Genomic DNA, 23,665 nt, shown 5'->3' on the forward strand with positions numbered 1-23,665 from the left:
GCGCTCACCCGCGCCCGGGGCAGCCAGAACTGGAGAACGTCCATGCTCGAGAACGAGCCCGAGGGCGGCGAACGGACCGGTTCACAGCCGGCCGGGGACACCGCTGACCAGAGCACCACCACCGACGGCGCCACCGGCGCGGAGCAGGCGGGCGCGGCGAGCGCCGAGCCGACCGCACCGCCGCGGCGGGCGCGGGCCACCCGGCGTCGGGCCGCCCCGCTCAACCAGCCGGAGCAGGCCGAGGCGCCCGTCGAGGCGTCCACCGGCGGGGCCGGCGCCGTCGAGTCACCGCAGGCGGAGGTCTTCGCCCCGATCTCCGGTGACCTGGACGTCGCCCCGAAGACCCCCCGACGCCGGCGCAAGGCGGCCCCCGTCGAGACGACCGCCGAGGAGCCGCTGGTCGCCGCCAGCGCGGAGCTGGCCTCCCCGGAGGTCGTTCCTCCGGTCAAGGTGACCCGGACCCGGCGCAAGAAGGCAACGCCCGCCGTCGAGGAGCCGCCCGCCGTCGCGGAGCCCGCAGCCGTCGAGGAGCCGCCCGCCGCGGCGCCACCGGCTGTCGAGGAGCCCGTCGCCGAGGAGGACGCCGCCGAGACGCCGGCGGAGTCCGACCTGCGGGCGGCGGAAGCCGAGCTGAACGAGGCGCGTACCCTGCCGGGCGGTCCCGTCGCCGAGCAGGCTTTCGGCGCCGGGCAGGAGCGCTCTGGCGACGTCGCGCCCGGTGTGGCAGTGGCGAACGTGGCCGATGAGCCGATCGAGCCGGCCGAGGTCATCGAGGCCGAGCAGCCGCGTACCCGCCGTCGGCGGGCCGCGCTCTCCGCGCCCACAGTGCTGTTCATGGCGCCCCAGCCGGACGCCGTGCCGGTGACCCGGCCGGCGGAGCCCGCTCCGGTCGCCGAGGAGCCGGCCGTCGAGGCCGAGCCGTCCCGTCGACGGCGGCGCGGTCGCCGCGACGCCGAGCCGGTCGAGGCCGTCGAGGTCGAGGTCGAGGAGGAGCCGACCGAGGAGGCCGACGAGGCCACCGAGGCGGACGAGGACGACGACGACAGCGCCGCCGCGCGCCGTCGCCGCCGCCGTGGCCGCCGAGGTCGGGGCCGGGGCAAGGGCGGCGCCGACGACGCCGACGACGACGAGTCCGACGAGGCCGCGCAGGCCGACGAGGAGGAGACCGCCGAGGCCGAGGCCGAGGGCGACGAGGACGAGGAGCCCGAGGGCGGGGACGGGTTGACCCGCCGTCGCCGTCGCCGCCGCCGCCGGGGCGCCGGTGACACCGAGGGCGCCGCCGCCGACGACGGCGTGCCGACCGTGGTCAAGATCCGTGAGCCGCGTCGCACTGTCGACGAGGTCCAGGGCGTGTCCGGCTCGACCCGGCTGGAGGCCAAGCGCCAGCGCCGCCGGGACGGCCGGGAGCAGCGGCGTACGCGGCCGCCGATCCTCAGCGAGTCGGAGTTCCTGGCCCGCCGGGAGGCGGTCGATCGGGTGATGGCGGTCCGGCAGCGCGGTGACCGCACCCAGATCGCCGTCCTGGAGGACGGCGTGCTGGTCGAGCACTACGTCACCCGCAACTCCTCGGGCACCATGGCCGGCAACGTCTACCTGGGCAAGGTGCAGAACGTGCTGCCCAGCATGGAGGCGGCGTTCGTCGACGTCGGCCGGGGCCGCAACGCGGTGCTGTACGCCGGCGAGGTCAACTGGGACACGTCGGGGCTGGAGGGGCGTGCCCGCTCGATCGAGCAGGCGCTGCGCTCCGGCGACTCGGTGCTGGTCCAGGTCACCAAGGACCCGATCGGGCACAAGGGCGCGCGGCTGACCAGCCACATCGCCCTCTCCGGCCGGCACCTGGTCTACGTCCCCAACGGCAACGCGTCCGGGATCAGCCGCAAGCTGCCGGACACCGAGCGCAAGCGTCTGCGGGACGTGCTCAAGAAGCTCGTCCCGGACGGGGCCGGCGTGATCGTCCGTACGGCCGCCGAGGGCGCCAGCGAGGACGAGCTGGCCCGCGACGTCAAGCGGCTCCAGGCGCAGTGGGAGGACATCCAGGCCAAGGCCGCCGAGGGCGGCGCGCCGGTGCTGCTCTACGAGGAGCCCGACCTGGTCATCCGGGTGGTCCGGGACCTGTTCAACGAGGACTTCCGCGAGCTGGTCATCGAGGGCGAGCAGTCGTTCGGCATGGTCGAGTCGTACCTGTCGCACGTCTCTCCGGACCTGGTCGACCGGGTGCGCCGGCACGTCGGCACGAGCGACGTGTTCGCCGAGTACCGGATCGACGAGCAGATCATCAAGGGCCTGGACCGGAAGGTGTTCCTGCCCTCCGGCGGCTCGCTGGTGATCGACAAGACCGAGGCCATGACCGTCGTCGACGTCAACACCGGCAAGTACACCGGCTCCGGCGGCAACCTGGAGGAGACGGTCACCCGCAACAACCTGGAGGCGGCGGAGGAGATCGTCCGCCAGCTCCGGCTGCGCGACATCGGCGGCATCGTGGTGATCGACTTCATCGACATGGTGCTGGAGTCGAACCGGGAGCTGGTGCTGCGTCGGCTCACCGAGTGCCTGGGTCGGGACCGCACCAAGCACCAGGTCACCGAGATCACCTCGCTCGGTCTGGTGCAGATGACCCGTAAGCGGATCGGCGCGGGCCTGCTGGAGGCGTTCAGCGAGACCTGCGAGTGCTGCAAGGGTCGGGGCGTCATCATCCACACCGAGCCGGTGCCGGAGAAGCCACGTACCGGTGGGACCGCGGAGAAGGTCAAGGCGGTCGCCTCGTCGGCGCCGGCCGCTCCGCCCGTCGAGGCCGGCACCGCGTCCTCCCGCCGCCGGTCGCGCAAGAGCGCTCCGGCCGAGCGCGCGGTGGTCGAGGTCGTCGACACCGACACCAGCGTCGAACCGGACGCCGACTACCAGGACACCATGGGGTACGACCTGTCCCGCTACGAGGCGGAGACCGAGGCCGCGCCTGCGGTGTCCGACAGTCAGCAGGGCGAGTCGGCCCGGCTGGCCGCTGCGGACGATCCGGACGCGCTCGCCGACGGTGACACCGACGAGGAGGCCGCCGAGGGCGGTGCGGGGCGTCGCCGCTCCCGTCGCGGTGGCACCCGGCGGCGGACCCGCCCCTGACGCCTGACCGGCCCGGTGTTTGACGAGGTCCCTTTCCCGGCAATGTGACGGGGGAGGGACCTCGCCGTTCCGGTCGCCCCGGGCCGGGAGTGGTCGGCCCCCGGTCAGGAGAAGAAGATGCGTCGCCTGCTTGCCGTCAATCTGCTGGTCGCCGTGCTCGTGATGGGCGCCGGCTGCTCCGCCGACCGGTCGGGCGGTGCGGGTCCGGCGGGTCCGACAGCCGGGGGTTCCGGGTCGGCTGCCGGGTCCGGGGGTGCTCCCGGAGGCTCGATCGGTGCGCCGGTGGGTGGCGGTGTCGCGGGCGGCAACGCGCAGGTCTGCGCCGAGGCGCAGCAGGCCGGCGCCACCGCCGTCCGGGAGTACGTGGCGGAGCTGGGCCGGATGGTCGCGGCGGTGGGTGCGGGGGACACCGCCACCGCCGATGCGGCCCGCACGAGGGCGCAGACGGCGCTGGCCGGCTGGCGGGCCGCACTGCGGGAGCAGTCGGCACGGTCCACCGATCCGCAGCTCAAAACGCTGCTCAGTGACATCGGCACGGAGGTCGCCGCGCTCGGCGCCGACGTCGAGTCGATCGACGAGACCGAGCTGGACCGGCTTCAGCAGCGCCTCGACCAGCTCTGCGCGCGCTGAGCAGGGCGGGCCGGTTTGGGGTCCGGGCCGGCGATGGCGTACTCTTGCCTGCGGCCCACCTTTGGTGTGCCGAGTTCCCGTGTGCCCGCGCCGCCGTGCACTGCTACCCGGCGAGCCGCCACGGGGACGACCGCCAGCAGCCTCAACGACAGGGAGTCCGCCTCCGATGTACGCGATCGTCAAGACCGGCGGCAAGCAGTACAAGGTCGCCGAGGGCGACGTGATCGAGGTCGAGAAGCTCACCGGTGCCCCCGGTGACGCGGTGAAGCTCACCGCGGTGCTCCTCGTCGACGGTGACGACCTGGTGACCGACGCGGCGAAGCTTGCCGAGGTCGCGGTGTCCGGCGAAATCGCCGCGCACACCAAGGGCCCGAAGATCCGGATCCACAAGTTCAAGAACAAGACCGGCTACCACAAGCGCCAGGGTCACCGCCAGCCGTTGACCCAGGTCAAGGTGACCGGCATCTCCAGCGGGAAGTAGGTCGTCCTCCAATGGCTCACAAAAAGGGTGCGTCCAGCTCGCGTAACGGTCGTGACTCCGCGGCCCAGCGACTCGGCGTGAAGCGCTTCGGTGGTCAGGTCGTCAGCGCCGGTGAGATCATCATCCGGCAGCGTGGCACCAAGTTCCACCCCGGTGACCTGGTCGGCCGTGGCGGCGACGACACGCTGTTCGCGCTGTCGGCCGGTGCGGTTCTGTTCGGCACCAAGCGCGGTCGCAAGACCGTCAGCATCGTTCCGCAGCAGTAGTTCTCGAGCCAAGCGGGCCGCGGACCTACGGGTCCCGGCCCGTTTGGCTTTTTTCGAAGTGCGGGGTTGGACCTCGCTGGAAGGATTGACGCCGTGGCGACGTTCGTTGACCGGGTCGTCCTGCATCTGCAGGCCGGCGATGGTGGGCACGGTTGTGTCTCGATCCACCGCGAGAAGTTCAAGCCATTCGGTGGGCCGGACGGCGGCAACGGCGGGCACGGCGGCAGCGTGTCGCTTGTCGTCGACCCGCAGGTGACCACGCTGCTCGACTTCCACTTCCACCCGCACGTCAAGGCCGACAACGGCAAGGGCGGCGCCGGGTCGAACCGGGACGGGGCCAACGGCCACAACCTGGTGCTGAAGGTGCCCAACGGCACGGTGGTCCAGACCACCGACGGCACCGTGCTGGCCGACATGGTCGGTGCCGGCACCACCTTCGAGGTGGCGCGGGGCGGGCGTGGCGGTCGCGGCAACGCCTCGCTGGCCAACGCCAAGCGCAAGGCGCCAGGCTTCGCCGAGCTGGGCGAGCCGGGCGATCAGCTGGACATCGTGCTGGAGCTGAAGAGCGTCGCCGACGTGGGCCTGGTGGGTTTCCCGTCGGCCGGTAAGTCGTCGCTGATCTCGGTGATCTCCGCCGCGAAGCCGAAGATCGCCGACTACCCGTTCACCACCCTCGTGCCCAACCTCGGCGTGGTCCGGATGGACAACCACACCTTCACCGTCGCCGACGTGCCGGGCCTGATCCCGGGCGCGGCCAACGGCAAGGGGCTGGGGCTGGAGTTCCTGCGGCACATCGAGCGCTGCGCCGTGCTGGTGCACGTCATCGACTCGGCGACCCTGGAGCCCGGCCGTGACCCGGTAGCCGACATCGACGCCATCGAGGCCGAGCTGAGCCAGTACGGCGGGCTGACCGACCGCCCGCGACTGGTGGCCGTGAACAAGGTCGACGTGCCCGACGGCCGGGACCTCGCCGAGATCGTGCGCCCGGACCTGGAGGAGCGCGGCTACCGCGTGTTCGAGGTCTCCGCGGCCACCCGCGAGGGGCTCAAGGAGCTGACCTACGCGATGGCCGAGCTGGTCGACGCGGAGCGCAAGGCAGCCCCGCCGGCCGAGCCGACCCGGATCGTGATCCGGCCGATGGCAGTGGACGACGACGGCTTCACCATCACGACCGAGGCCGACGGCTCGTTCACCGTGCGCGGCGTACGCCCGGAGCGGTGGGTCAAGCAGACGAACTTCGACAACGACGAGGCCGTCGGCTACCTCGCCGACCGGCTGGCCCGGCTCGGCGTGGAGGACAAGCTCGCCAAGGCCGGCGCCCAGCCCGGTGACCTGGTCCGGATCGGTGTGCGCGAGTTCGACTGGCAGCCGACGCTGTTCGCGGGTGTGGATTTCGTGCCCGGCAACCGGGGCACCGACGTCCGCCTGGAGGAGAAGTCGAACCGGGCCTCGGCGGCGGAGCGGCTCGCCGCGCGCAAGGCCCGCCGGGTGCGCTCGGCGGACGAGGTGGGCGCGGACGCGTCCGACGACGACGTCGACATCGACGAGGACGACGCCGAGTAGCCCGTTGCTCTCCGTGATCGGGACGACTTCCGGAAACCTTCGCGAAATCCACCCCGCCTAGCGTGGAGTGATGCTGATCGAGTCGCGGCCCGCCACCGATCCCGAGGTCGCCGCCCTGCTCGTCGCCCAGCAGCGTGAGCTGCGCGAGGCCGACGGCGGGGTGGACGGGCAGGTCTTTGTTCCCCACGACGACGTCCGCTACCTCGCGGTGGTGGTGAACGGTCGGGCGGTCGCCTGTGGTGGGCTCCAGGCCCTCGACGCCGCCACCGGCGAGATCAAGCGGATGTACGTCCGGCCGGCGTACCGGGGGCGGGGCGTCGCCCGTCAGCTGGTCGCCGCGCTGGAGGAGTGCGCCTTCCGGCAGGGGCACGCGGTGGTCTGCCTGGAGACCGGCACGTACCTCCCGGCGGCCATCGCGCTGTACACCTCGTGCGGCTACGAACCGATCCCGGTGTACGGCGAGTACGTCGGCAATCCGTACAGCGTCTGTTTCGCCAAGCGGCTCCCCGTCGCGGCCTGACGGCGGCGGTCGGCCCGGCCGCGCCTGGGGTCAGGCGCCGGTCTCGGCGTGCGCCACAGTGACCGGCTTCGACTCCGGCGAGGCGTGCTGGCGCAGGACGATGCTCAGCAGGATCAGGGCGCCGACCGCCAGGAACTCGCTCTGCCAGTTCTGCATCGACTGGAACCAGAAGTCGCTGGTGCCGAGGAAGTCCCACACGCCGATCGGCGGCGCACCGCTCTGCAACGCCTGCTCCTGGTTGTAGGCGGCGGTGCCGCCGAGCAGGTGCCCGACGAACGAGCCGGCGAAGATCAGCAGCAGCGCGAGGGAGAGGCTGTTGCGGTAGACCACCAGCGGAAGGCCACCGGCGCGTACCGGCCACGGTGACCGGGCTGTCGCGCGGCGCTCATCGTCCTCCGGCCGGTCGGTCTGGTCCACCGGCTTCGACTCGGCCGAGCCCCGCTGCACCAGGTACGCGGTGAGCAGCACGTACCCGCCCATCTGGAGGAACTCCGACTCCCAGTTCTCGAAGACCGCCTCGGCGAAGTGCCCGCTGGCCAGGTACGCCGGCCAGCTGAGCGGGGCGGCGCCGAACTCGGTCAGCTCCTCGTTGTGGGTCTGCCAGCCGAAGACGCTCTGCAACGCCAGGAAGACCAGGAAGGCGCCCAGCATGGCGGCTGCCAGCGCGTTGTCGCGTATCCAGCGAGGCATCATCGACCCCCTTCACGGATTCTCGGCTGGTCACCTACCCATGCCACGGGCGCCGCCAAACCAGTGAATTAGCAGCTCAGGGCCTGTCGATCGGGGTGTCCAGGCGTCCGCCGGTGCCCGCCTGGTTGGACAGCAGCAGCCCGAGCGCGAGCATGCCGAAGCCGAGCGCGAGGTGCAGCCAGTTGTCGGCGGAGTTGACCGGCAGGATGTTCGCGCCGCCGTCCTCGTCGACCGCCTCGATCGCCAGGCCGTACAGCCAGAGGGCCAGGTAGATCGCCCCACCGCCGGCCAGGAAGAGCCGGGCGCCGGCGACGCTGCGGGCCAGCACCAGGCCCACCAGGCCGAACAGCAGGTGCACCGCGTTGTGCAGGATCGACACCTGGAACAGCCCGAGCAGCTTGGCGTCCGAGTGGTGCCCGGCGAAGGTCAGCTCGCCGTAGTCGGTGGTGATGCCGGGGATGTAGCCGAGGATACCGATCAGCAGGAAGACCCCGGCCACGGCCAGCGCGACCACCTGCACCCGGGGCCGGGGTGCGGCAGGTCGGCCACCTCGCGCGTCTCGTGCCATTCCTGCCCCCTCCGGTGGATCTGCCGTCCGGCGAACCTCGCTGTCCGCAGCGGCGACGTGACGCAGCCCGACGATCCTCCATTTTGAAGTCGATCCCGCCGCCTCCGCAGAGAAATGCACGAAGAGGTATGGAAGCCGAAACGCAGGGTAGGTGAGTTGTCAGCGGCCACGGCGTCACGGCCGCATCCCCCAGCACAACCGCGACGACACCTCTGAGCGGAAGGGAAATCATGACTTACGATCTGTCACCCACGTCTTCCACGTACGGGCACGAGTCCACCAACGGCGGCGGCGTCCGCGAGCAGGCCCGCCACGTCGGGTCCGAAGCGGCGCACGCCGGTGGCGCGGTCGCCCAGACCGCCAAGGAGCAGGGCACCGAGGTCGGCCGCGAGGCCGCCCGGCAGGCCCGCAACCTCTACGGCGAGGCCCGCAGCCAGCTCGCCAGCCAGACCGGTGAGCAGCAGCGCCGGGCTGCCGGTGGACTGCGATCGATCGCCGACGAGATGCGCACCATGGCCGAGCAGGGTGGCCAGGCCGGCCCGGTGAGCGAGCTGGCCCGCCAGGCCGCCGACCGGGTGCACGGCGTGGCCGGCTGGCTGGAGGAGCGCGAGCCCGGCGACCTGATCAACGAGGTACGCGACTACGCGCGGCGCAACCCGGGCACCTTCCTGGTCGGCGCGGCGGTGCTCGGCGTACTGGCCGGGCGTCTGACCCGCAGCATCTCCGACTCCGGTGACCACTCCGGCAACGGCTCCGCGGGCTACCGCGGCGCCGGGGCGTACGACCCGGAGCAGACCGCGGTGATCCCCACGCCGCCGCCGGCGCCCCGGACGGCCCCCGACGCCACCCCGCCGGGCGGCTACCTCGACCCGACCCCCGGGACGTACACCGAGCCGACCTCGGGCGGCTACGTCGACCCCACGCCGGGCGGCTACAGCGACCCGACGCCGGGCGGCTACAGCGACCCCACGCCGGGCGGTGCGGGTGGCTACTCCGAGCCGGCCAGCACCGGTCAGCCGCTGCCGCCGGTGACCCAGACCGACCCGCTGCCGGGCGTGCCGTCCAGCGGCAGCCCCCGCCCGTGAGGCGCCGAGTCATCCGAAGGGAGGCGACGGCATGACCATGCCGACGCAGGGGTCCGGCCTGGACTCCGGTTACCACCCCGACGCGGGCGCCCCGCACACCGCGGCGGACGTGAAGGGCAGCTCACTCGGTGACCTGATGCGCCAGGTCACCACCGACCTGTCGACGCTGATGCGCCAGGAGGTCGAGCTGGCCAAGGCCGAGATCCGCCAGGAGGGCAAGAAGGCCGGCAAGGCCGCGGGCCTCTTCGGCGGCGCCGGCTTCGGCGGCTACATGGTGGCGTTGTTCGTCTCCATCGCCATCTGGCAGTTCCTGGACAACGTCATGGACTCCGGCCTGGCCGCGCTGATCGTGGCCGTCATCTGGGCCGTGGTCGCCGCGGTCCTCTACTCGATGGCCAAGAAGAACGCCCAGCACGTCCGCGGGCTCAAGCAGACCAACGACAGCGTGCAGCGGATCCCCGACGCGCTCAAGCCCCACCCGGAGGGAGTCACCCGATGAGCACCGATCCCGACCAGATCCGCCGGGAGATCGAAGCCACCCGCAACAGCCTCAGCTCCGATGTGGACGCCCTGGCCTACAAGGTCAGCCCGAGCCGCATCGTCGACGACCGCAAGCAGCGGGCCCGTTCCGCGCTGCAGAATGTGAGGGACAAGGTCATGGGAACCGCTTCCGACCTCGGCCACGGCACCGGCCAGGCCGCCCACTCGGTGGGTGACCGCGCCTCGTCGGCGGCTTCCAGCGTCAGCGACGCCGCGCACTCGGCGGCCTCCTCGGTCGGCGACGCCGCCCACAGCGCGCCCCGGGTGATCCGGCAGAAGTCGCAGGGCAACCCGCTGGCCGCCGGCCTGATCGCCTTCGGGGTCGGCTGGCTGGCCTCCTCGCTGATCCCGGCCTCGCGGCGGGAGCAGCAGGCCGCCGCGCAGGTCAAGGACAAGGTCGGCGAGCACAGCGGCGTCGTGAAGGAGAAGCTGGGCGAGGTGGCCAGCGAGCTCAAGGACGAGCTGCGCGGGCCGGCCCAGCACGCCGCCGAGTCGGTGAAGTCCACGGCTCAGGACGCCGTGCACGCGGTCAAGGACGACGGCCGCTCGGCCGCCCAGGACGTCAAGGACCAGGCCCAGCAGGCCCGCCAGCAGGTCAGTTCCTGAGCCCACCGCAATCGCCGACAGCTCGCGGTCACTCCGGTGGCCGCGAGCTGTCGCACGTCCACCCCGGCAGGGTCGCGTTGCGGACGCCGGCTCAGCGCCCGCTTCGGCCCGGTCGACGAGCGGCCTGACGGATACGGGAGTTGCCGTAGCGGACTCCGCCGTACACGAGGCGCTGGGCGACCGCCAGCCAGCTGCAGATGCCACGTTCGAGCAGCCAGAGTGGGGCGGCCAGCGAGGTGCTCGGTGGGTAGACGATCCCGCCGTCCGCGCGGCGGCGGCCCATCTCGGCCACGGCGACGACAGCGGCCGCCGTGCCGAGCAGCAGCCGGGGCCGGCGGGACGCGACAGCCGCGGCAAGCGCCGGCAGGACCGCGAGCGCGGTCAGCAGGCGGGCCGGCTGGGCCAGATCGTCGTACGCCTGGCGGACCCGTTGGCCACGGAAGTGCGCCGCGTCCGGCGGCAGCCGGCGTACGTACAGCCAGGGCGGCGCGACCTCCACCCCGCCGTACGCGCGCACGGTGCGGATCAGCTCCAGGTTCTCGAAGAGCACGTCGGAGGCGTACCCGCCCATGGCGAGGAACGTGCTGCGGCGTACCGCGAGGGTGCCGGGGTAGTCGTTTCCGAGCGCCCGGTTGAGCAGCGTCCGCCCGGTGTCCCACCAGGCGTGCCAGGGCAGCGGGTCGAAGTAGTTCTGCGGCCGGACCAGGTCGACCCGGCCCAGCAGTCGGTGCGCGGCGCGCAGCCCGGCCTCGTCGTACCGGACGTCGTCGTCGGCGATGACCACGTGTTCGTGGCATGCCGCGTCGAGGCCGGTGTGCACCCCGACCACCTTGCCGTTGATCCCCCGCCCGGCGGGGTCGGGCGGAAGGTGCCGGACCAGCCCTCGCCATGCCGCCACGTGCCGGGCGAAGAGCTCCGGAGGCGACCCGTCGACGACGAGCACCTCGACGAGGCCGCTTAGCCAGCGCAGGTAGCCGGTCAGCTCGTCCAGACCGGCGTCGGTGTGCCAGCGCAGCGGCAGCACGTACGTCATCGGCAGGGTGGTCGGCGGCGTGCCGGTGTGGCCGTGCCCGGCTCGCCGGGCGGCGTCACCGGTGGCCTTCGAGGGCATCGGCGCCTCCTGGGCAGGCGGTCCGCGCCCGGCGGTGGGCGGGCCGCCCGCTGCACGTGCCCGCCCTGGCGCGATCCAAACCGGGATGTCGTTTCGGCCGCCGGACCGGGGGTAGCGGTGCCGGTACGGCAGTCCATCCCCGCACGACGGGTGAAGGAGACGAACATGACCAACAACGGAACGAGGTGGGCGCTGCTCGGTGTCGGCGCGGCGACCGCCGTCGGCGTCGGACGGGTGGTCGCGCGCCGTCGGCGTCGACACCAGCCCGACCGGCAGGACGGCTGGTACGTGGTGCGCCGCGCGGTGACCGTGGACCGGCCCCGGGACGCGGTGATCGGTTTCTGGACCGATCGCGAGCGGCTGGACCGCGCCCTCGGCGAATGGGCGACCCTGGACCAGCTCGACGAGCGTCGCTGGCGCTGTGTGGCACGTGATCCCGCCGGTCGTGGCACCGAGTGGCGGGCGGAGATCACCGTCGACGAGCCGGGTGCGCTGCGCTGGCGGGTCGAGGACACGTCGACGCCGCAGGAGGGACGGATCGAGTTGACCGACGCGCCAAAGGGCCGGGGCACCGAGATCCGCGCCGAGCTGCGCTACCGCTCGGGGCCCGTACGCCGGCTGTTCGGGCTGGTCGGCGGCGACGAGCCGGACCTGGCGTTGCGGGACACGCTGCGCCGGGTGAAGGCGCTCGTCGAGTGCGGCCAGGTGGTCGACACCCGGCGTGACCCGTCCGGCCGCAGTCCGGCCCAGGAACGGGCGACCGACCGGATGCGGGAGAAGCTGATGACGGGAGGACGGGCGTGAGGGCGCTCTGCTGGGAAGGCGTCGGCAAGCTGGCCGTCCGGGACGTGCCGGACCCGACGATCCGCGCCGAGGGAGACCTCATCGTGCGGGTACGGGCCAGCAGCGTCTGCGGTTCGGACCTGCACCTGATCAACGGGTACCTGCCGGCGATGCGGGAGGGGGACATCCTCGGCCACGAGTTCATGGGCGAGGTGGTGGAGGTCGGGCCGGGCGTACGGCAGCACCGGGTCGGCGACCGGGTGGTGGTCGGGTCGGTGGTCGCCTGCGGTGGCTGCTGGTACTGCCGGACCGAGCAGTACTCGCTCTGTGACAACTCCAACCCGCAGCCGGTGTTCACGGAGAAGCTGTGGGGGCACTCGCCGGCCGGCATCCTGGGCTACTCGCACGCGGCGGGTGGCTATGCCGGTTCGCACGCCGAGTACATCCGGGTGCCGTTCGGCGACGTCGGCGCGTTCGGCGTACCCGAGGGGGTGCCGGACGACTCGGTGGTGTTCGCCTCCGACGCGATGCCCACCGGGTGGATGGCGGCGGACTTCTGCGGGCTCACCGGCGGGGAGGTGGTGGCCGTGTGGGGCGCCGGTGGCGTCGGGCAGATGGCGGCCCGCTCGGCGCAACTCCTCGGCGCCGAGCGGGTCATCATGATCGACCGGTTCCCGGACCGGCTGGCCACGGCGGCGGAGCGGGTCGGCGTCGAGACGATCAACTACGCCGACACCGACGTGCTGGAGGCGCTGCGCGAGCTGACCGGTGGACGCGGGCCGGACGCCTGCATCGAGGCGGTCGGGATGGAGTCGCACGACGTCGGGCCGACCTACGCGTACGACCGGGTGAAGCAGTCGGCGCGGTTGCAGACCGACCGGCCCACCTCGGTCCGGCAGGCGATCATGGCCTGCCGCAAGGGCGGCACGGTGAGCATCGTCGGCGTGTACGCCGGCCTGATCGACAAGTTCCCGCTCGGCGCGGCCATGAACAAGGCCCTGGTGCTGCGGATGGGGCAGATGCACGCGCAGCGCTACATCCCCATGCTTCTCGACCGGCTGGCCGCTGGTGAGATCGACCCCGGCTACCTGGCCACCCACCCGATCCCCCTGGAACAGGGTGCCCGAGGCTACGAGCTGTTCGAGAAGAAGCAGGACGGCTGTCTGCGCAGCGTCCTGCACCCCTGAACGTCGCGCACCCCGTCCCGTCGGCGCCTCCCGACACCGACGGGACGGGGTCAGGCGCGGCGGATGTTGGTGAGGGTCAGGCCGCTGGGCGGCAGCGCGGGCATCCGCCGCAGGTCCAGGGTCAGGTCCTGCGGCGGAACGTCGTAGCGCATGCCGCCGGTCAGGTTGGTGACCGCCCGCTTCATCAGGTCGACGGTGATCCACTCGCCGGCGCAGCGGTGCCCGGTGGTGTGGTCGCCGCCGCCCTGCGGGATCAGCTCGAACGGGTCGACGTGGCGGCCGGCGAACCGCTCGGGGCGGAACAGCTCCGGCTCGGGCCAGAGCGCCGGATGGTGGTTGGTGCCGTACAGGTCGAGCAGCACCCGCCGTCCGCGCGGGAAGTGGTGGCCCTCCCAGTCGAACGAGCGTCGGACCCGGGCGGCGGCCATCGGGAAGAACGGGTAGTAGCGACGTACCTCCTGGACGAACTGCTCGGTGGCCTCGCCGTCGCCGTGGACCCGCTGTCGCCAGCCGGGATGGTCGCGCAGGGCGAGCGCGGCGAAGACGATGTACCGGTCCACGGCGACCACCGGGCGCAGCAGGTTGAGCAGTTCGACTGCGGCGATCCGGCGGGGGAGCAGAGCCCCGCGCGCGTCGCGGTGCTCGGACACGATCTCCAGCGGGCTGCCGGCCGGCGCCGGGTGGATGCCGGTCCGGGCGCGTTCGACGAGGTCGCCGATCCAGCGCTCGGCGCGACGGCGGGCGAAGAGACCCCGCCAGTGCCGTGAGCCGACGACAGCCGGACCTTCGATCATGGCGTGCAGGTCGACGGCGCGGCGGTCGACCTGCGACTCGGCCAGCGGCACCCCGGCCCAGGCGCAGACCACCCGGGTCAGCAGCCGGCCCAGCTCGTCGTAGAGCGGCAGCGACCCGGCCGCCTCCCACGCGGGGATCCGCGCCCGCCACTCGTCGTCGAAGAGCTGTCCGAGGCGCTGGATGGCCGTCGGCGTCATGATCGACATGAACATGGCCTTGCGGCGGAGGTGCTCCGATCCGTCCAGCCCCTGCACACCACCGCGGCCGGTGAGCGTCCGCTGGACCCGCAGGGGCATGGCGGCGTCCCGCTGGAAGCGCTCGTTGTCGTAGAAGAGCATCGCCGCCGGCCGGCCCCGCAGGCAGATGGTCGGCGCGAGCAGGATCCGGGTCTGGAAGACATCGCTGCCGTACCTGTCGCACCGCTCACCGATGAACCGGTAGCCGGCCCGGAGCAGGGCGAGGGTGCTGTCCGGCGTGCGGTCGGCAGGCATGGTCGCCATCGGGCCTCCTCGGGTGCGGGTGGTGGCCGGCGTCGTCGTCCCGCTGCATCTACCCGTGTCGCCGCCGCTGAATCCCCGCGCCGACAGCGCGTCGGCTGGCCCCTCCCACGGGCGGCGAAACCTGGTTGGCTTGCTGGTGGGGCCGCCATGAGCCGGCATCACCGGTCGGCCGGTGCGGCCCCGGTGGGCCACGACCACGGGGAGGGCGAATGCACGACAACAGGTCGCCGCGCTGGCGGCAACGGCGGGCGGTAGGGGCGACGGGCGCGGATCGTGCCCGGCCACTGATCGGCCCGCCCGGTCGGCCGCCGAGGCCGCGCCGGTTCTTCACCGTGCACCTGGGCTTCACCGCGCCTGGCGCGGCCGACGCCCGCGAGCAGGCGGTGGCGTACGCCGAGGCGCTGAGCCTGCTCCGCCCGGAGGTGGCCCTCGGTGCGGCGGCCCTGTCACCGGCCGACGCCTGGCACCGGGCCGAGCGACTGTTCTGTGGTGCCGTCGGCCCGGACGGGGAGCGTTGCGTCGACGTCGCCGAGCATCCCGGCTTCCACCACGCGCCGGGGCCCGGTGGTCTCGGCTGGGGCGACGGTGATGCCTGACCTGGCGTCGCGGGCGGCAGTCGTTCCTCGCCACCCGCGACCGCCGCGCGATCAGTCCAGGTCGAACTCGCCGTCCTGTGCGCCGGCGACGAACGCGTCCCACTCGGCCTGGGTGAAGACGAGCACCGGGCCGTCCGGCTCGGCGGAGTTGCGCATCCCGATCAGATCGTCGACGAACGCGACCTCGACGGCGCTCTCCGAGGTGTCCCCCTCGGCCCGTTGCCAGACCGCCCGGGAGAGGTCGAAGTCGCCCTTGGGGTGCTGCGCCATGGTTCTTTCCTCCAGTGCCGGGGCCGTCTGGGGACCGCGTGCCGATCCCCATCGGGCAGGATAAGCGGATGCCGAGCCTGACCCGTGTAGAGGCGACCGCGCGTGGCGCGGCGATTACTGTCGAGTCCTATCAGGTGGACCTCGACCTGACCGGCGACGGGGACGTGTTCCGGTCCCGCGTCGAGATCCGGTTCCGGGCGACGCCCGGCACCGCGACCTTCGCCGAGGTCAAGCCCGCCAACCTCCTGGCGGTACGCCTCAACGACCGTGACCTCGACCCCGGCTCGTTGACCGACAACCGGCTGCCGTTGGCCGATCTCGCCGCGACGAACACCCTGTTCGTGGAGGCGGAGATGGCGTATTCCAACGCCGGGGAGGGGATGCACCGCTTCGTCGACCCGGCCGACGGCGAGACCTACCTCTACGCGGTGACGTTCCTCGACAACGTGCAGCGCATCTTCGCCGCGTTCGACCAGCCCGACCTCAAGGCGTCGTTCACCCTCTCAGTCACCGCGCCGCCGCAGTGGACGGTCTCCAGCAACGCCGAGGTGGCCGCCAACCCGGCCCCGGGGCGCTGGGAGTTCGCCCCGAGCGCGCCGCTTTCGACGTACTTCTTCTCGCTGATCGCCGGTCCGTACCACGTGTTGCGGGCCGAGCACGACGGCGTTCCGCTGGGCCTCTACTGTCGACTGTCGCTCGCCGAGCACCTGGACGCCGACGCCGAGGAGATCTTCACCGTCACCCGGCAGTGCCTGGACCGGTTCCACAAGCTCTTCACCGAGCGCTACCCGTTCGGCAAGTACGACCAGGCGTTCGTCCCCGAGTTCAACGCCGGCGCGATGGAAAATCCGGGCATCGTCACCTTCCGCGACGACTACGTGTTCCGCTCGGCGGTCACCGACACCCAGCGTGAGCTGCGGGCCACCACGATCGCCCACGAGATGGCCCACATGTGGTTCGGCGACCTGGTCACCATGCGCTGGTGGGACGACCTGTGGCTCAACGAGTCCTTCGCCGAGTACCTGGGCACCCGGGTCACCGCCGAGGCGACACGCTTCGACCAGTCGTGGACGACGTTCGCCATGCGTCGCAAGGCCTGGGGGTACGCCGCCGACCAGCGCCCCTCCACCCACCCGGTGGCCCCCGAGGAGGTGGCCGACGCCGACGAGGGCCTGCTCAACTTCGACGGCATCTCGTACGCCAAGGGTGCCTCAGTCTTGCGGCAGCTCGTGGCGTGGCTCGGCGACGAGGCGTTCCTCGCCGGGCTGAACGCGCACTTCGCCGCGCATCGCTTCAGCAACGCCACCCTCGCCGACCTGCTGGCCAGCCTGAGCGCGGCCAGCGGCCGGGACCTGTCCGGTTGGGCCGACCTGTGGCTGCGTCGGCCGCAGGTGAACACGCTGCGCGCCGAGGTCGCCGTCGACGCCGACGGCCGCTACACCGAGGTCGCAGTGGTGCAGACCGCGCCCGAGTCGCATCCGGTGCTGCGTCCGCACCGGATCGGCGTGGGCCGGTACGCGGCGGACGGCACCGTGCGGCGTGCCGAGGTGGATCTCGACCCGGCCGTCGACGGCGGTCGGACCGTGCTCGGCGAGTTGACAGGCGAGGCGGCGGCCCGGTTGCTGCTGCTCAACGACGGTGACCTGACCTTCGCCAAGGTGCGCCTCGATGAGGCGTCGGCGGACGCCGTCGCGCTGGTTCTGCCGAGCCTGACCGACCCGCTGACCCGGGCGGTGCTCTGGAGCGAGGCACTGGACGCGGTGACCGACGGCGAGCGGCCGGTCGGCGGCCTGGTCGACCTGATGGTCGCGGCGCTGCCCGCCGAGACCGAGGTGATCATCGCGGAGGACGTGCTGACCCTCAGCCGGTCCCTGGTGGACCGCTATCTCGACCCGCTGGCCCGGTCGGCGGCGCTGGCCCGGATCGCCCTGGCCTGCCGGCAGCTGCTGGACGGCGCCACGGCGGGGGAGTCGTTGCAGCTCGCCGCCGCGCGCGGCTGGATCGCCGCGACCACCGACACGGACCTGCTCGTCGGTTGGCTCGCCGGCCGGGACGTGCCGGCCGGGTTGAAGGTCGACGCCGAGCTGCGGTGGGCGGTGCTGCGCCGGCTCGTGGTGCTGGGCGCGGCAGGCGAGGCCGAGATCGCCGCCGAGGCGGCCGCCGACGTCAGCTCCACGGGCGCGGAACGGGCCGCCCGCTGCCGGGCCGCCGTGCCCGACCCGGCCGCGAAGCAGGCGGCCTGGGAGATCATCGTGCGCGACACCGAACTGTCCAACCGGCTGCTGGAGGCGACGGCCGAGGGGTTCTGGCAGCCCGAGCAGGGCGAACTGACCGCCCCGTACGTCGAGCGGTACTTCACCGAGATGCCGGCTGCCGCGCGTCGGCGTACCGCATGGACGGCCGACCGGGTGGCCAAGCTGGCGTTTCCCCACTACGCCGTGGCGCAGCCGACGCGGGAGGCGGCCGCGGCGCTGCTGGCCCGCGACGACCTGACCCCGGGCCTGCGCCGGGTGGTCACCGACGCGGACGACGACCTGCGGCGCGCGCTCGTCGCCCGGACGGCGGTGGCCGCCGCGGCGGCCTGAGCCGAGGCGGGCGCGGGGTGGCGTGACGGCCACCCCGCGCCAGGCGTTCAGCCCAGCGCGGGCTCCGCCGTCACCGGCGCGTCGAAGTCGATGACGTAGCGCTGCTCGTGGGCGATGGTCCGCTCCGGGTCCATCGCCGTCCGCATCAGCAGCGGCATCAGCAGCGGCATCAGCGTGCGGGCCACCGGCCCCGGCGCCTTGGCGTGGTTGATCCGCGCCGCGCGGGCGGCGACCTTCTCGACCCGGTTGCGGCGCAGCCGCACGTACGCGTCGAACGCCGACGCCACGTCGGGCAGGTCCCGCAGGCAGCGGGCGAGCTGCACGCCACTCTCGATGGCGAGCGAGGCGCCCTGCCCGGAGCTGTTCGACGGCGCGTGTGCCGCGTCGCCGACCAGCACCATCCGCCCCCGGTACCAGTGCGGCACCGGCGGCATGATCTGCAACGAGCCGACCACCTGAAGTTCGTCGGCGGCGCTGGTGGCCATCAGCTCGCGCCCCGGGTCGTCGTCGCCGTAGCTGGTGCGCAGCGTGTCCAGCCACTGGTCCGCCGGCACCGCGCGGGCCTCGACGAGACTCATGGGTCGCTGCTGCGGCAGGTTGGCGCCCCAGCGGGTGCCGCCGCCGGGCTCCGGCCAGTACAGGTAGTAGCCACGTCGCCCGAACGCGAACGTCATCGTTCCCGGCGCGACACCCACGTCGTGCCGGGCCACCGCCTCGAAACTGAGCAGCCCGGTGAACCGGGGGCCGGGCGCGGCCGGGTCGATGAGGCCACGGACCGTCGACCGGATCCCGTCCGCGCCGACCAGGACGTCGGCGGTGGCCGTGCTGCCGTCCTCGAAGCGGGCGGTCACGCCGCTGTCGGTCTGCTCGACGGCCACCAGCCGCTTGCCGTACGCGAAGGCGACGCCCTCGGCGACCGCCCGGTCGTGCAGCACGCGGTGCAGGTGGGCCCGGTGCACCACCCGCAGCGGCGGCACCCCGGCCAGCGTGGGCAGGTCGATGCGTCGACGGCCGACGGCCATGACACTGCTGTGGATCGGGGTGGCGGTCGCCGTCACCGCCTCGTCGGCGCCGACCGCCCGCAGGGCCGCCACGCCGTTGGGCGCGAGCGCGAGGGTGCCGCCGATGCCGCCCACCCCACTGGCGGTGGCCGGGTACGCCTCGTGGACGGTGGCGGTGATGCCGGCGCGGTGCAGTGCGAGTGCCGTCACCGGGCCGGCGATGCCGCCGCCGATGACGATCGCGGTTCGTACCGTGGTCATGCTCTCTCCCTGGGTGTCGTCGGTGCGTGCGCGCGAACCGACCTGGGAGGGAACCCGGTTATCCTCGTGGTTGCCGCTTCGGGCCGGGTGCCTGCTCAGGTGTCGGTTCGAGGTAGGGCTCCGGCGGGGTGTTGGCGCACCCCGCCGGAGCTGTCTTTCTCAGTCGGTGGTGTCCGGGGCGCTGCTGGTCCTCTCTGCCAGCTCGATCAGCTCGGCCGGTATCTCGCCGGTCTCGTGGAAGGCCCGCCACATGTCCAGCCCCGGGTAAGTGCCCGAGGTCAGCTCGGCGAGCAGGGCCCGCAGCCAGGTCGCCTCGGCGGCTCGCATGGCCAGGTCGTACTCCGACTCCACCAGGAACAGCCGGGGGATCTCCGACAGGTGGGTGTCGAGCGTCTCGCGGTCCCGGCGAAGCGCGTCGTCCAGCCGGTCCAGCCTCTGCCGCAGCAGGTCGATGGCCTCGTCCGGGTGCAGGGCGGCGAGCACGGACAGACCGGCCCGGAAGCGGGGATGCTCCGGCATCGGGGTGGAGACCAGCTCGCGCGCCCAGTCGACAAGCTCCGCCCGCCCGGCATCGGTGATCCGGTAGACGGTGCGTTCCGGGCGTCGTCCCTCGCGCAGGCTCTCGACCGCCTCGATCATGCCGTGTTTGTCCATATTGCCGATGACTGTGTAGAAGGAGCCCCACTTGAACTCCATGTCCTGGTCCTTGCCCCAGGCGCGCAGTGTGGTGGCCATCTCGTACGGGTGCATCGGCCGCTGGACCAGGGCGGACAGCACGGCCAGTGCCAGCAGGTTGCCGACCTTGCGCCGCTTCGGCATGACCTGCCTCCCTTGCTCGTGAACGATTACTCGTAAACGAGTATACGCGCACCGGGTCCGCCTGCAAGTGATCGACTCGCGTTCCATGAAGTTGCGGATTCCGGGCCGGTGCGACCCACCGATTTCCAGCAAGCCGATTCGATCACCGCGGGAAGCGAGTCGATCAGCGCGTGCCGGGCCGGCCTCGCCCGTTGCCGGGCCGGGATGGCCGCCCCGGACGCCCGGCCTACGATCACGGGGTGGAGGAAGATATCCGGCGGATCGGGATCATGGGCGGCACCTTCGACCCGATCCACCACGGGCACCTCGTCGCGGCCAGCGAGGTGGCGGACCGGTTCGGCCTGGACGAGGTGGTCTTCGTCCCGACCGGCCAGCCCTGGCAGAAGGCTGACGAGCCGGTCAGCCCCGCCGAGGACCGGTACCTCATGACGGTCATCGCCACCGCCTCCAACCCCCGGTTCCAGGTCAGCCGCGTCGACATCGACCGCAGCGGGCCGACCTACACCGTCGACACCCTGCGCGACCTCCAGGCCGAGTACGGCCCCAAGGTGCAGCTGTTCTTCATCACCGGCGCGGACGCGCTGCAACGCATCCTGTCCTGGAAGGACCTGGACGAGATCTTCGAGCTGGCCCACTTCATCGGGGTGACCCGGCCCGGCTTCCCGCTGACCGACAAGCACCTACCGGCGGACACGGTCAGCCTGATCCAGGTGCCCGCGATGTCCATCTCGTCGACCGACTGCCGCGCCCGCGTGGCCCGGGGCGAGCCGGTCTGGTATCTGGTGCCCGACGGTGTGGTGCAGTACATCGCCAAGCGGAGCCTCTATCAGTCCTGATCCCGCCCGGTATGCACCGTTTCGTGCCCCTAACCGACCAGAACTGACGGGTCGGGACCTCGCCGGGTGTGAGACGCTTGGAGCATCGCAGGTTGATCGAAGGAGAACGGTGACAGTTTCCGAACGCGCTCACGAGCTGGCTATCGCTGCCGCCCAGGCCGCCGCCGACAAGAAGGCGCAGGACATCTCGATCATCGACGTCGGCGACCAGCTCGCCATCACCGACGCGTTCCTGCTCGCCGCCGCCCCCAACGAGCGTCAGGTGCTCGCCATCGTCGACGCCATCGAGGAGCGCCTGCTGGAGCTTCCGGAGAAGGCCAAGCCGATCCGGCGCGAGGGTGAGCGGGGCGGCCGCTGGGTGCTGCTCGACTACGTCGACATCGTGGTGCACGTCCAGCACACCGAGGAGCGCGAGTTCTACGGGCTCGACCGCCTCTGGAAGGACTGCCCCACCATCCCGTTCGTCGACCGCGACCTGGTCGAGGCCGACGCCGGCGGGACCGCCGCCGCCGAATGACCCGGCTGATCGTCTGGCGGCACGGCAACACCGACTGGAACGCCGCCAACCGCGTCCAGGGGCAGACCGACGTACCCCTCAACGAGCGGGGCCGCGACCAGGCCCGCGCCGCCGCGCCGCTGCTCGCGGCGCTGCATCCCGACGCCATCGTGTCCAGCGACCTGAGCCGCGCCGCGGAGACCGCTGCGGCGTTGGCCGCGCTGACCGGGCTGCCGGTCCGCACCGACGCCCGGCTACGCGAGCGGCACTTCGGCAAGTGGCAGGGCCTGCACCTCACCGAGGTCGCCGAGCGTTTCCCCGCCGAGTACGCCCGCTGGCGAGCCGGCGACCCCGACCCGGGCGCCGATCTGGAACCGCTACACGATCTCGGTGAACGTGTCGCCGCAGCCCTGCGGGAAGCGGCCGACGCGGCCCCCGACGGCACGGTGGTCATCGCCACCCACGGTGGCGGCTCCCGGCAGGGCATCGGTCACCTGCTCGGCTGGGACTCGGGCGTGCTGCGCAGCGTCGGCTCCCTGGCCAACTGCCACTGGACCGAGTTGCGGCGCGCACCCAGCGCGCCGGCCGTCGGCCGTCCCCAGGACGTCCGAGGTTGGCAGCTGCGGGCCCACAATGTCGGCCTGATCAGCGCGCCGGTCGCCGTCGACGCGATCTGAGGGTTCGCGCTTCGGCGTTCGGGGCCTCGATCGGCTAGCGTGCCGGGCATGCCCGTCGCGGTCGTCATCGATTCCACCGCCTACCTTCCGCCCGAGCTGTCGCACGCGCACCGGCTGACGGTGATTCCGCTGACCGTCGTGCTCAACGGCGCGGAAGGGCTGGAAGGGGTGGAGACCCAGCCCGCCGACGCCACCCGGGCACTGAGCGCCCGCCGGGTCACGGCGACCACCTCCCGCCCGGCGCCCGAGCAGTTCGCCCGGACGTACCGCCGCCTCCTCGACGAGGGCGCCGACGGCATCGTCTCGGTGCACCTGTCCTCCGGCCTGTCCGGCACCGTCGAGGCGGCCCGGCTGGCCGCCGCCGACCTCGACGGTCGCGTCGAGGTCGTCGACAGCCGCTCCGCCGGCATGGGACTCGGCTTCCCGGCCATCGCGGCCGCCACGGCCGCCGAGGCCGGGGCAGACCTCACGGGTGTACGCGACGCGGCGCTCGCCGCCGTCGCCCGGACCAGCGTCTGGTTCTACGTCGACACGTTGGAGTTCCTCCGCCGGGGTGGCCGGATCAACGCGGCCGAAGCGCTGCTCGGCACCGCACTGTCGGTGAAACCGATCATGCACATGCCGGACGGTGCGATCGTGCTGCGCGAGAAGGTGCGTACCGCCAGCCGGGGAGTGGCCCGTCTCGTCGACCTGGCCGTCGAGGCCGCCGGCGACGACGACGTGGACCTCGGCGTACACCACCTGGCCGCGCCGCAGCGCGCCGAGGCGCTGCTCGCCGCGCTCACCGAGCGGCTCGGTGCCCGGCTACGCGACACGTACGTCTCCGAGGCCGGCGCGGTGGTCGCCGCGCACGCCGGGCCGGGGCTGGCGTGCGTGGTCGTACACCGCCGGTCGGAGGGTTGAGCCGGTGGCCACCGCCTGCGTGGTGACCGGGGGCGGCCGCGGCGTCGGCCGGGCCGTGGTGCAACGGCTGGTGACGACAGGCGTCACAGTCGTCGTCGTGGAGCGCGACGCCGAGGCGGTGGACTGGCTGGCCGGACATCCGGCAGCCGACCGCCTGCTGTCGGTGGTCGGCGACGCCGGTGACGAGCGGGTGGCCGAGCACGCCGCAGAGGTGGCGGAGCGCGCCGCCCGACTCACCGGCTGGGTGAACAACGCGGCGGTCTTCCGGGACGCGGCGTTGCACTCGGCCTCGGCCGACACCGTCCTGGACCTGATCGGGCTGAACCTGCGCCCGGCCGTGGTGGGCGCGGCGGTGGCGGTCCGCCGGTTCCTGGCGCACGGCACGGGCGGGGCCATCGTGAACGTCTCGTCGCACCAGGCCCGCCGACCGGTGTCGGGCGCCCTGCCGTACGCCACGGCGAAGGCCGCCGTGGAGGGTCTGACCCGGGCGCTGGCCGTCGAGTACGGGCGGCACGGCATCCGCGCCAACGCCGTCGCGCTCGGCTCGATCGCCACCGAGCGGCACGCCGAGTTCCTCGCCGCGCAGGAGCCGTCCCAGGCCCAGTGGATCGACGCCGAGCTGACCCGGCTGCATCCCGTGGGCCGGATCGGGCGTGCGGAGGAGGTGGCGGAGGCGGTCGCGTACCTGCTGTCACCGGCCGCCAGCTTCGTCAACGGGGTGACGCTGCCGGTCGACGGCGGACGAGCGGTGCTCGGACTCGACCCGGAGGCCCGCTGATCCG

The 23,665-nt window shown here is 72.7% G+C and carries 25 protein-coding genes; 18 read left to right on the forward strand and 7 right to left on the reverse strand.

The genetic code is table 11. The features are described from left to right. Nucleotides 1-42: 42 nt before the first annotated feature. From ACGFIE_RS32835 to ACGFIE_RS32860, 6 genes are all read left to right on the forward strand, one after another. On the forward strand, nt 43-3,114 hold the full coding sequence (locus tag ACGFIE_RS32835; RefSeq protein WP_393302246.1) for an Rne/Rng family ribonuclease: 3,072 nt from the start codon (nt 43-45) through the stop codon (nt 3,112-3,114). A 117-nt stretch (nt 3,115-3,231) separates the two neighbouring features. Next, entirely contained in the window at nt 3,232-3,744 is a 513-nt protein-coding gene (locus tag ACGFIE_RS32840) for a hypothetical protein (RefSeq protein ID WP_393302249.1), read from the forward strand. 166 nt (nt 3,745-3,910) lie between these two features. Beyond that, a complete protein-coding gene (gene rplU / locus ACGFIE_RS32845; protein ID WP_007464063.1) occupies nt 3,911-4,225 on the forward strand; it encodes a 50S ribosomal protein L21 in 315 nt (104 codons plus the stop codon). Between the two features lie 11 nt (nt 4,226-4,236). Then, nucleotides 4,237-4,491, forward strand: coding sequence for a 50S ribosomal protein L27 (gene rpmA / locus ACGFIE_RS32850; protein WP_007464062.1), 255 nt, complete (start codon nt 4,237-4,239; stop codon nt 4,489-4,491). A gap of 93 nt (nt 4,492-4,584) precedes the next feature. Next, complete coding sequence (gene obgE / locus ACGFIE_RS32855; protein WP_393302252.1) at nt 4,585-6,054, forward strand: GTPase ObgE; 1,470 nt, start codon at nt 4,585-4,587, stop codon at nt 6,052-6,054. 70 nt (nt 6,055-6,124) lie between these two features. Next, nucleotides 6,125-6,574, forward strand: coding sequence for a GNAT family N-acetyltransferase (locus ACGFIE_RS32860; protein WP_393302255.1), 450 nt, complete (start codon nt 6,125-6,127; stop codon nt 6,572-6,574). A 30-nt stretch (nt 6,575-6,604) separates the two neighbouring features. Here the strand turns inward: ACGFIE_RS32860 and ACGFIE_RS32865 are convergent, their stop codons facing one another. Continuing rightward, complete coding sequence (locus ACGFIE_RS32865; protein ID WP_393302257.1) at nt 6,605-7,264, reverse strand: DUF6766 family protein; 660 nt, start codon at nt 7,262-7,264, stop codon at nt 6,605-6,607. A 76-nt stretch (nt 7,265-7,340) separates the two neighbouring features. Continuing rightward, a complete protein-coding gene (locus ACGFIE_RS32870) occupies nt 7,341-7,832 on the reverse strand; it encodes a DUF4383 domain-containing protein (protein WP_393302260.1) in 492 nt (163 codons plus the stop codon). A gap of 230 nt (nt 7,833-8,062) precedes the next feature. Here ACGFIE_RS32870 and ACGFIE_RS32875 point away from each other — a divergent pair, with 230 nt between their 5' ends. The 3 genes from ACGFIE_RS32875 to ACGFIE_RS32885 are packed head-to-tail and all read left to right on the forward strand — an operon-like array spanning nt 8,063 to nt 10,063. After that, nucleotides 8,063-8,917, forward strand: a complete 855-nt coding sequence (locus tag ACGFIE_RS32875) for a hypothetical protein (RefSeq protein WP_393302263.1) — start codon at nt 8,063-8,065, stop codon at nt 8,915-8,917. A 31-nt stretch (nt 8,918-8,948) separates the two neighbouring features. Then, nucleotides 8,949-9,416, forward strand: coding sequence for a phage holin family protein (locus ACGFIE_RS32880; protein WP_393302265.1), 468 nt, complete (start codon nt 8,949-8,951; stop codon nt 9,414-9,416). Beyond that, a complete protein-coding gene (locus tag ACGFIE_RS32885) occupies nt 9,413-10,063 on the forward strand; it encodes a DUF3618 domain-containing protein (protein ID WP_393302268.1) in 651 nt (216 codons plus the stop codon). The genes ACGFIE_RS32880 and ACGFIE_RS32885 overlap by 4 nt, the downstream gene beginning before the upstream one ends. Before the next feature lie 91 nt (nt 10,064-10,154). Here the strand turns inward: ACGFIE_RS32885 and ACGFIE_RS32890 are convergent, their stop codons facing one another. Then, nucleotides 10,155-11,174: a glycosyltransferase gene (locus ACGFIE_RS32890; RefSeq protein ID WP_393302270.1), complete on the reverse strand. Its 1,020-nt coding sequence runs from the start codon at nt 11,172-11,174 to the stop codon at nt 10,155-10,157. Between the two features lie 165 nt (nt 11,175-11,339). Between ACGFIE_RS32890 and ACGFIE_RS32895 the strand changes: the two genes are divergently transcribed. Then, nucleotides 11,340-11,978, forward strand: coding sequence for a cyclase (locus ACGFIE_RS32895; protein ID WP_393302273.1), 639 nt, complete (start codon nt 11,340-11,342; stop codon nt 11,976-11,978). After that, a complete protein-coding gene (locus ACGFIE_RS32900; RefSeq protein WP_393302276.1) occupies nt 11,975-13,144 on the forward strand; it encodes a zinc-dependent alcohol dehydrogenase in 1,170 nt (389 codons plus the stop codon). The genes ACGFIE_RS32895 and ACGFIE_RS32900 overlap by 4 nt, the downstream gene beginning before the upstream one ends. Nucleotides 13,145-13,194: 50 nt before the next feature. Here the strand turns inward: ACGFIE_RS32900 and ACGFIE_RS32905 are convergent, their stop codons facing one another. After that, on the reverse strand, nt 13,195-14,439 hold the full coding sequence (locus ACGFIE_RS32905; protein ID WP_393302279.1) for a cytochrome P450: 1,245 nt from the start codon (nt 14,437-14,439) through the stop codon (nt 13,195-13,197). Nucleotides 14,440-14,648: 209 nt separating this feature from the next. Here ACGFIE_RS32905 and ACGFIE_RS32910 point away from each other — a divergent pair, with 209 nt between their 5' ends. After that, nucleotides 14,649-15,035, forward strand: a complete 387-nt coding sequence (locus ACGFIE_RS32910) for a hypothetical protein (protein WP_393302282.1) — start codon at nt 14,649-14,651, stop codon at nt 15,033-15,035. 51 nt (nt 15,036-15,086) lie between these two features. Here the strand turns inward: ACGFIE_RS32910 and ACGFIE_RS32915 are convergent, their stop codons facing one another. Beyond that, nucleotides 15,087-15,305, reverse strand: coding sequence for a DUF397 domain-containing protein (locus tag ACGFIE_RS32915; protein WP_091346888.1), 219 nt, complete (start codon nt 15,303-15,305; stop codon nt 15,087-15,089). Between the two features lie 68 nt (nt 15,306-15,373). On the opposite strand from ACGFIE_RS32915, the gene pepN reads away from it, so the two are divergent. Beyond that, on the forward strand, nt 15,374-17,890 hold the full coding sequence (gene pepN / locus ACGFIE_RS32920; protein ID WP_393302286.1) for an aminopeptidase N: 2,517 nt from the start codon (nt 15,374-15,376) through the stop codon (nt 17,888-17,890). A 47-nt stretch (nt 17,891-17,937) separates the two neighbouring features. On the opposite strand, the gene ACGFIE_RS32925 is transcribed toward pepN, so the two are convergent. Together ACGFIE_RS32925 and ACGFIE_RS32930 are read right to left on the reverse strand one after the other, a co-directional pair. Then, nucleotides 17,938-19,152, reverse strand: coding sequence for an FAD-dependent monooxygenase (locus ACGFIE_RS32925; RefSeq protein ID WP_393302289.1), 1,215 nt, complete (start codon nt 19,150-19,152; stop codon nt 17,938-17,940). Nucleotides 19,153-19,311: 159 nt separating this feature from the next. Beyond that, the gene (locus tag ACGFIE_RS32930; RefSeq protein ID WP_393302292.1) at nt 19,312-19,971 is read right to left on the reverse strand and encodes a PadR family transcriptional regulator; all 660 of its coding nucleotides are present in this window, start codon (nt 19,969-19,971) and stop codon (nt 19,312-19,314) included. Between the two features lie 239 nt (nt 19,972-20,210). Between ACGFIE_RS32930 and nadD the strand changes: the two genes are divergently transcribed. The 5 genes from nadD to ACGFIE_RS32955 all read left to right on the forward strand — a co-directional run bounded on the left by nadD (nt 20,211) and on the right by ACGFIE_RS32955 (nt 23,661). Beyond that, nucleotides 20,211-20,807 carry a nicotinate-nucleotide adenylyltransferase gene (gene nadD, locus ACGFIE_RS32935; RefSeq protein ID WP_393302295.1) on the forward strand — a complete coding sequence of 199 codons (597 nt, stop codon included), beginning with the start codon at nt 20,211-20,213 and terminating at the stop codon, nt 20,805-20,807. A 109-nt stretch (nt 20,808-20,916) separates the two neighbouring features. After that, the gene (rsfS, locus tag ACGFIE_RS32940; protein ID WP_266245157.1) at nt 20,917-21,324 is read left to right on the forward strand and encodes a ribosome silencing factor; all 408 of its coding nucleotides are present in this window, start codon (nt 20,917-20,919) and stop codon (nt 21,322-21,324) included. Further along, complete coding sequence (locus tag ACGFIE_RS32945) at nt 21,321-21,980, forward strand: histidine phosphatase family protein (RefSeq protein ID WP_393302299.1); 660 nt, start codon at nt 21,321-21,323, stop codon at nt 21,978-21,980. Before rsfS ends, ACGFIE_RS32945 begins: the two co-directional genes overlap by 4 nt. Before the next feature lie 48 nt (nt 21,981-22,028). Beyond that, the gene (locus ACGFIE_RS32950) at nt 22,029-22,883 is read left to right on the forward strand and encodes a DegV family protein (RefSeq protein WP_393302302.1); all 855 of its coding nucleotides are present in this window, start codon (nt 22,029-22,031) and stop codon (nt 22,881-22,883) included. Between the two features lie 4 nt (nt 22,884-22,887). Next, a complete protein-coding gene (locus tag ACGFIE_RS32955; RefSeq protein ID WP_393302305.1) occupies nt 22,888-23,661 on the forward strand; it encodes an SDR family NAD(P)-dependent oxidoreductase in 774 nt (257 codons plus the stop codon). Nucleotides 23,662-23,665: the final 4 nt, after the last annotated feature.

Source organism: Micromonospora sp. NPDC049275 (genome assembly GCF_043197115.1).
Lineage (GTDB): Bacteria > Actinomycetota > Actinomycetes > Mycobacteriales > Micromonosporaceae > Micromonospora.

Coding starts and splice junctions, on each gene's coding strand:
- ACGFIE_RS32835 (WP_393302246.1), top strand. CDS start 43: ATGCTCGAGAACGAGCCCGAGGGCGGCGAACGGACCGGTTCACAGCCG.
- ACGFIE_RS32860 (WP_393302255.1), top strand. CDS start 6,125: ATGCTGATCGAGTCGCGGCCCGCCACCGATCCCGAGGTCGCCGCCCTG.
- ACGFIE_RS32880 (WP_393302265.1), top strand. CDS start 8,949: ATGACCATGCCGACGCAGGGGTCCGGCCTGGACTCCGGTTACCACCCC.
- ACGFIE_RS32905 (WP_393302279.1), bottom strand. CDS start 14,439: ATGGCGACCATGCCTGCCGACCGCACGCCGGACAGCACCCTCGCCCTG.
- ACGFIE_RS32950 (WP_393302302.1), top strand. CDS start 22,029: ATGCCCGTCGCGGTCGTCATCGATTCCACCGCCTACCTTCCGCCCGAG.
- ACGFIE_RS32840 (WP_393302249.1), top strand. CDS start 3,232: ATGCGTCGCCTGCTTGCCGTCAATCTGCTGGTCGCCGTGCTCGTGATG.
- ACGFIE_RS32930 (WP_393302292.1), bottom strand. CDS start 19,971: ATGCCGAAGCGGCGCAAGGTCGGCAACCTGCTGGCACTGGCCGTGCTG.
- rpmA (WP_007464062.1), top strand. CDS start 4,237: ATGGCTCACAAAAAGGGTGCGTCCAGCTCGCGTAACGGTCGTGACTCC.
- ACGFIE_RS32915 (WP_091346888.1), bottom strand. CDS start 15,305: ATGGCGCAGCACCCCAAGGGCGACTTCGACCTCTCCCGGGCGGTCTGG.
- ACGFIE_RS32910 (WP_393302282.1), top strand. CDS start 14,649: ATGCACGACAACAGGTCGCCGCGCTGGCGGCAACGGCGGGCGGTAGGG.
- ACGFIE_RS32875 (WP_393302263.1), top strand. CDS start 8,063: ATGACTTACGATCTGTCACCCACGTCTTCCACGTACGGGCACGAGTCC.
- rplU (WP_007464063.1), top strand. CDS start 3,911: ATGTACGCGATCGTCAAGACCGGCGGCAAGCAGTACAAGGTCGCCGAG.
- ACGFIE_RS32890 (WP_393302270.1), bottom strand. CDS start 11,174: ATGCCCTCGAAGGCCACCGGTGACGCCGCCCGGCGAGCCGGGCACGGC.
- ACGFIE_RS32925 (WP_393302289.1), bottom strand. CDS start 19,152: ATGACCACGGTACGAACCGCGATCGTCATCGGCGGCGGCATCGCCGGC.
- pepN (WP_393302286.1), top strand. CDS start 15,374: ATGCCGAGCCTGACCCGTGTAGAGGCGACCGCGCGTGGCGCGGCGATT.
- ACGFIE_RS32870 (WP_393302260.1), bottom strand. CDS start 7,832: ATGGCACGAGACGCGCGAGGTGGCCGACCTGCCGCACCCCGGCCCCGG.
- ACGFIE_RS32895 (WP_393302273.1), top strand. CDS start 11,340: ATGACCAACAACGGAACGAGGTGGGCGCTGCTCGGTGTCGGCGCGGCG.
- ACGFIE_RS32865 (WP_393302257.1), bottom strand. CDS start 7,264: ATGCCTCGCTGGATACGCGACAACGCGCTGGCAGCCGCCATGCTGGGC.
- ACGFIE_RS32885 (WP_393302268.1), top strand. CDS start 9,413: ATGAGCACCGATCCCGACCAGATCCGCCGGGAGATCGAAGCCACCCGC.
- ACGFIE_RS32945 (WP_393302299.1), top strand. CDS start 21,321: ATGACCCGGCTGATCGTCTGGCGGCACGGCAACACCGACTGGAACGCC.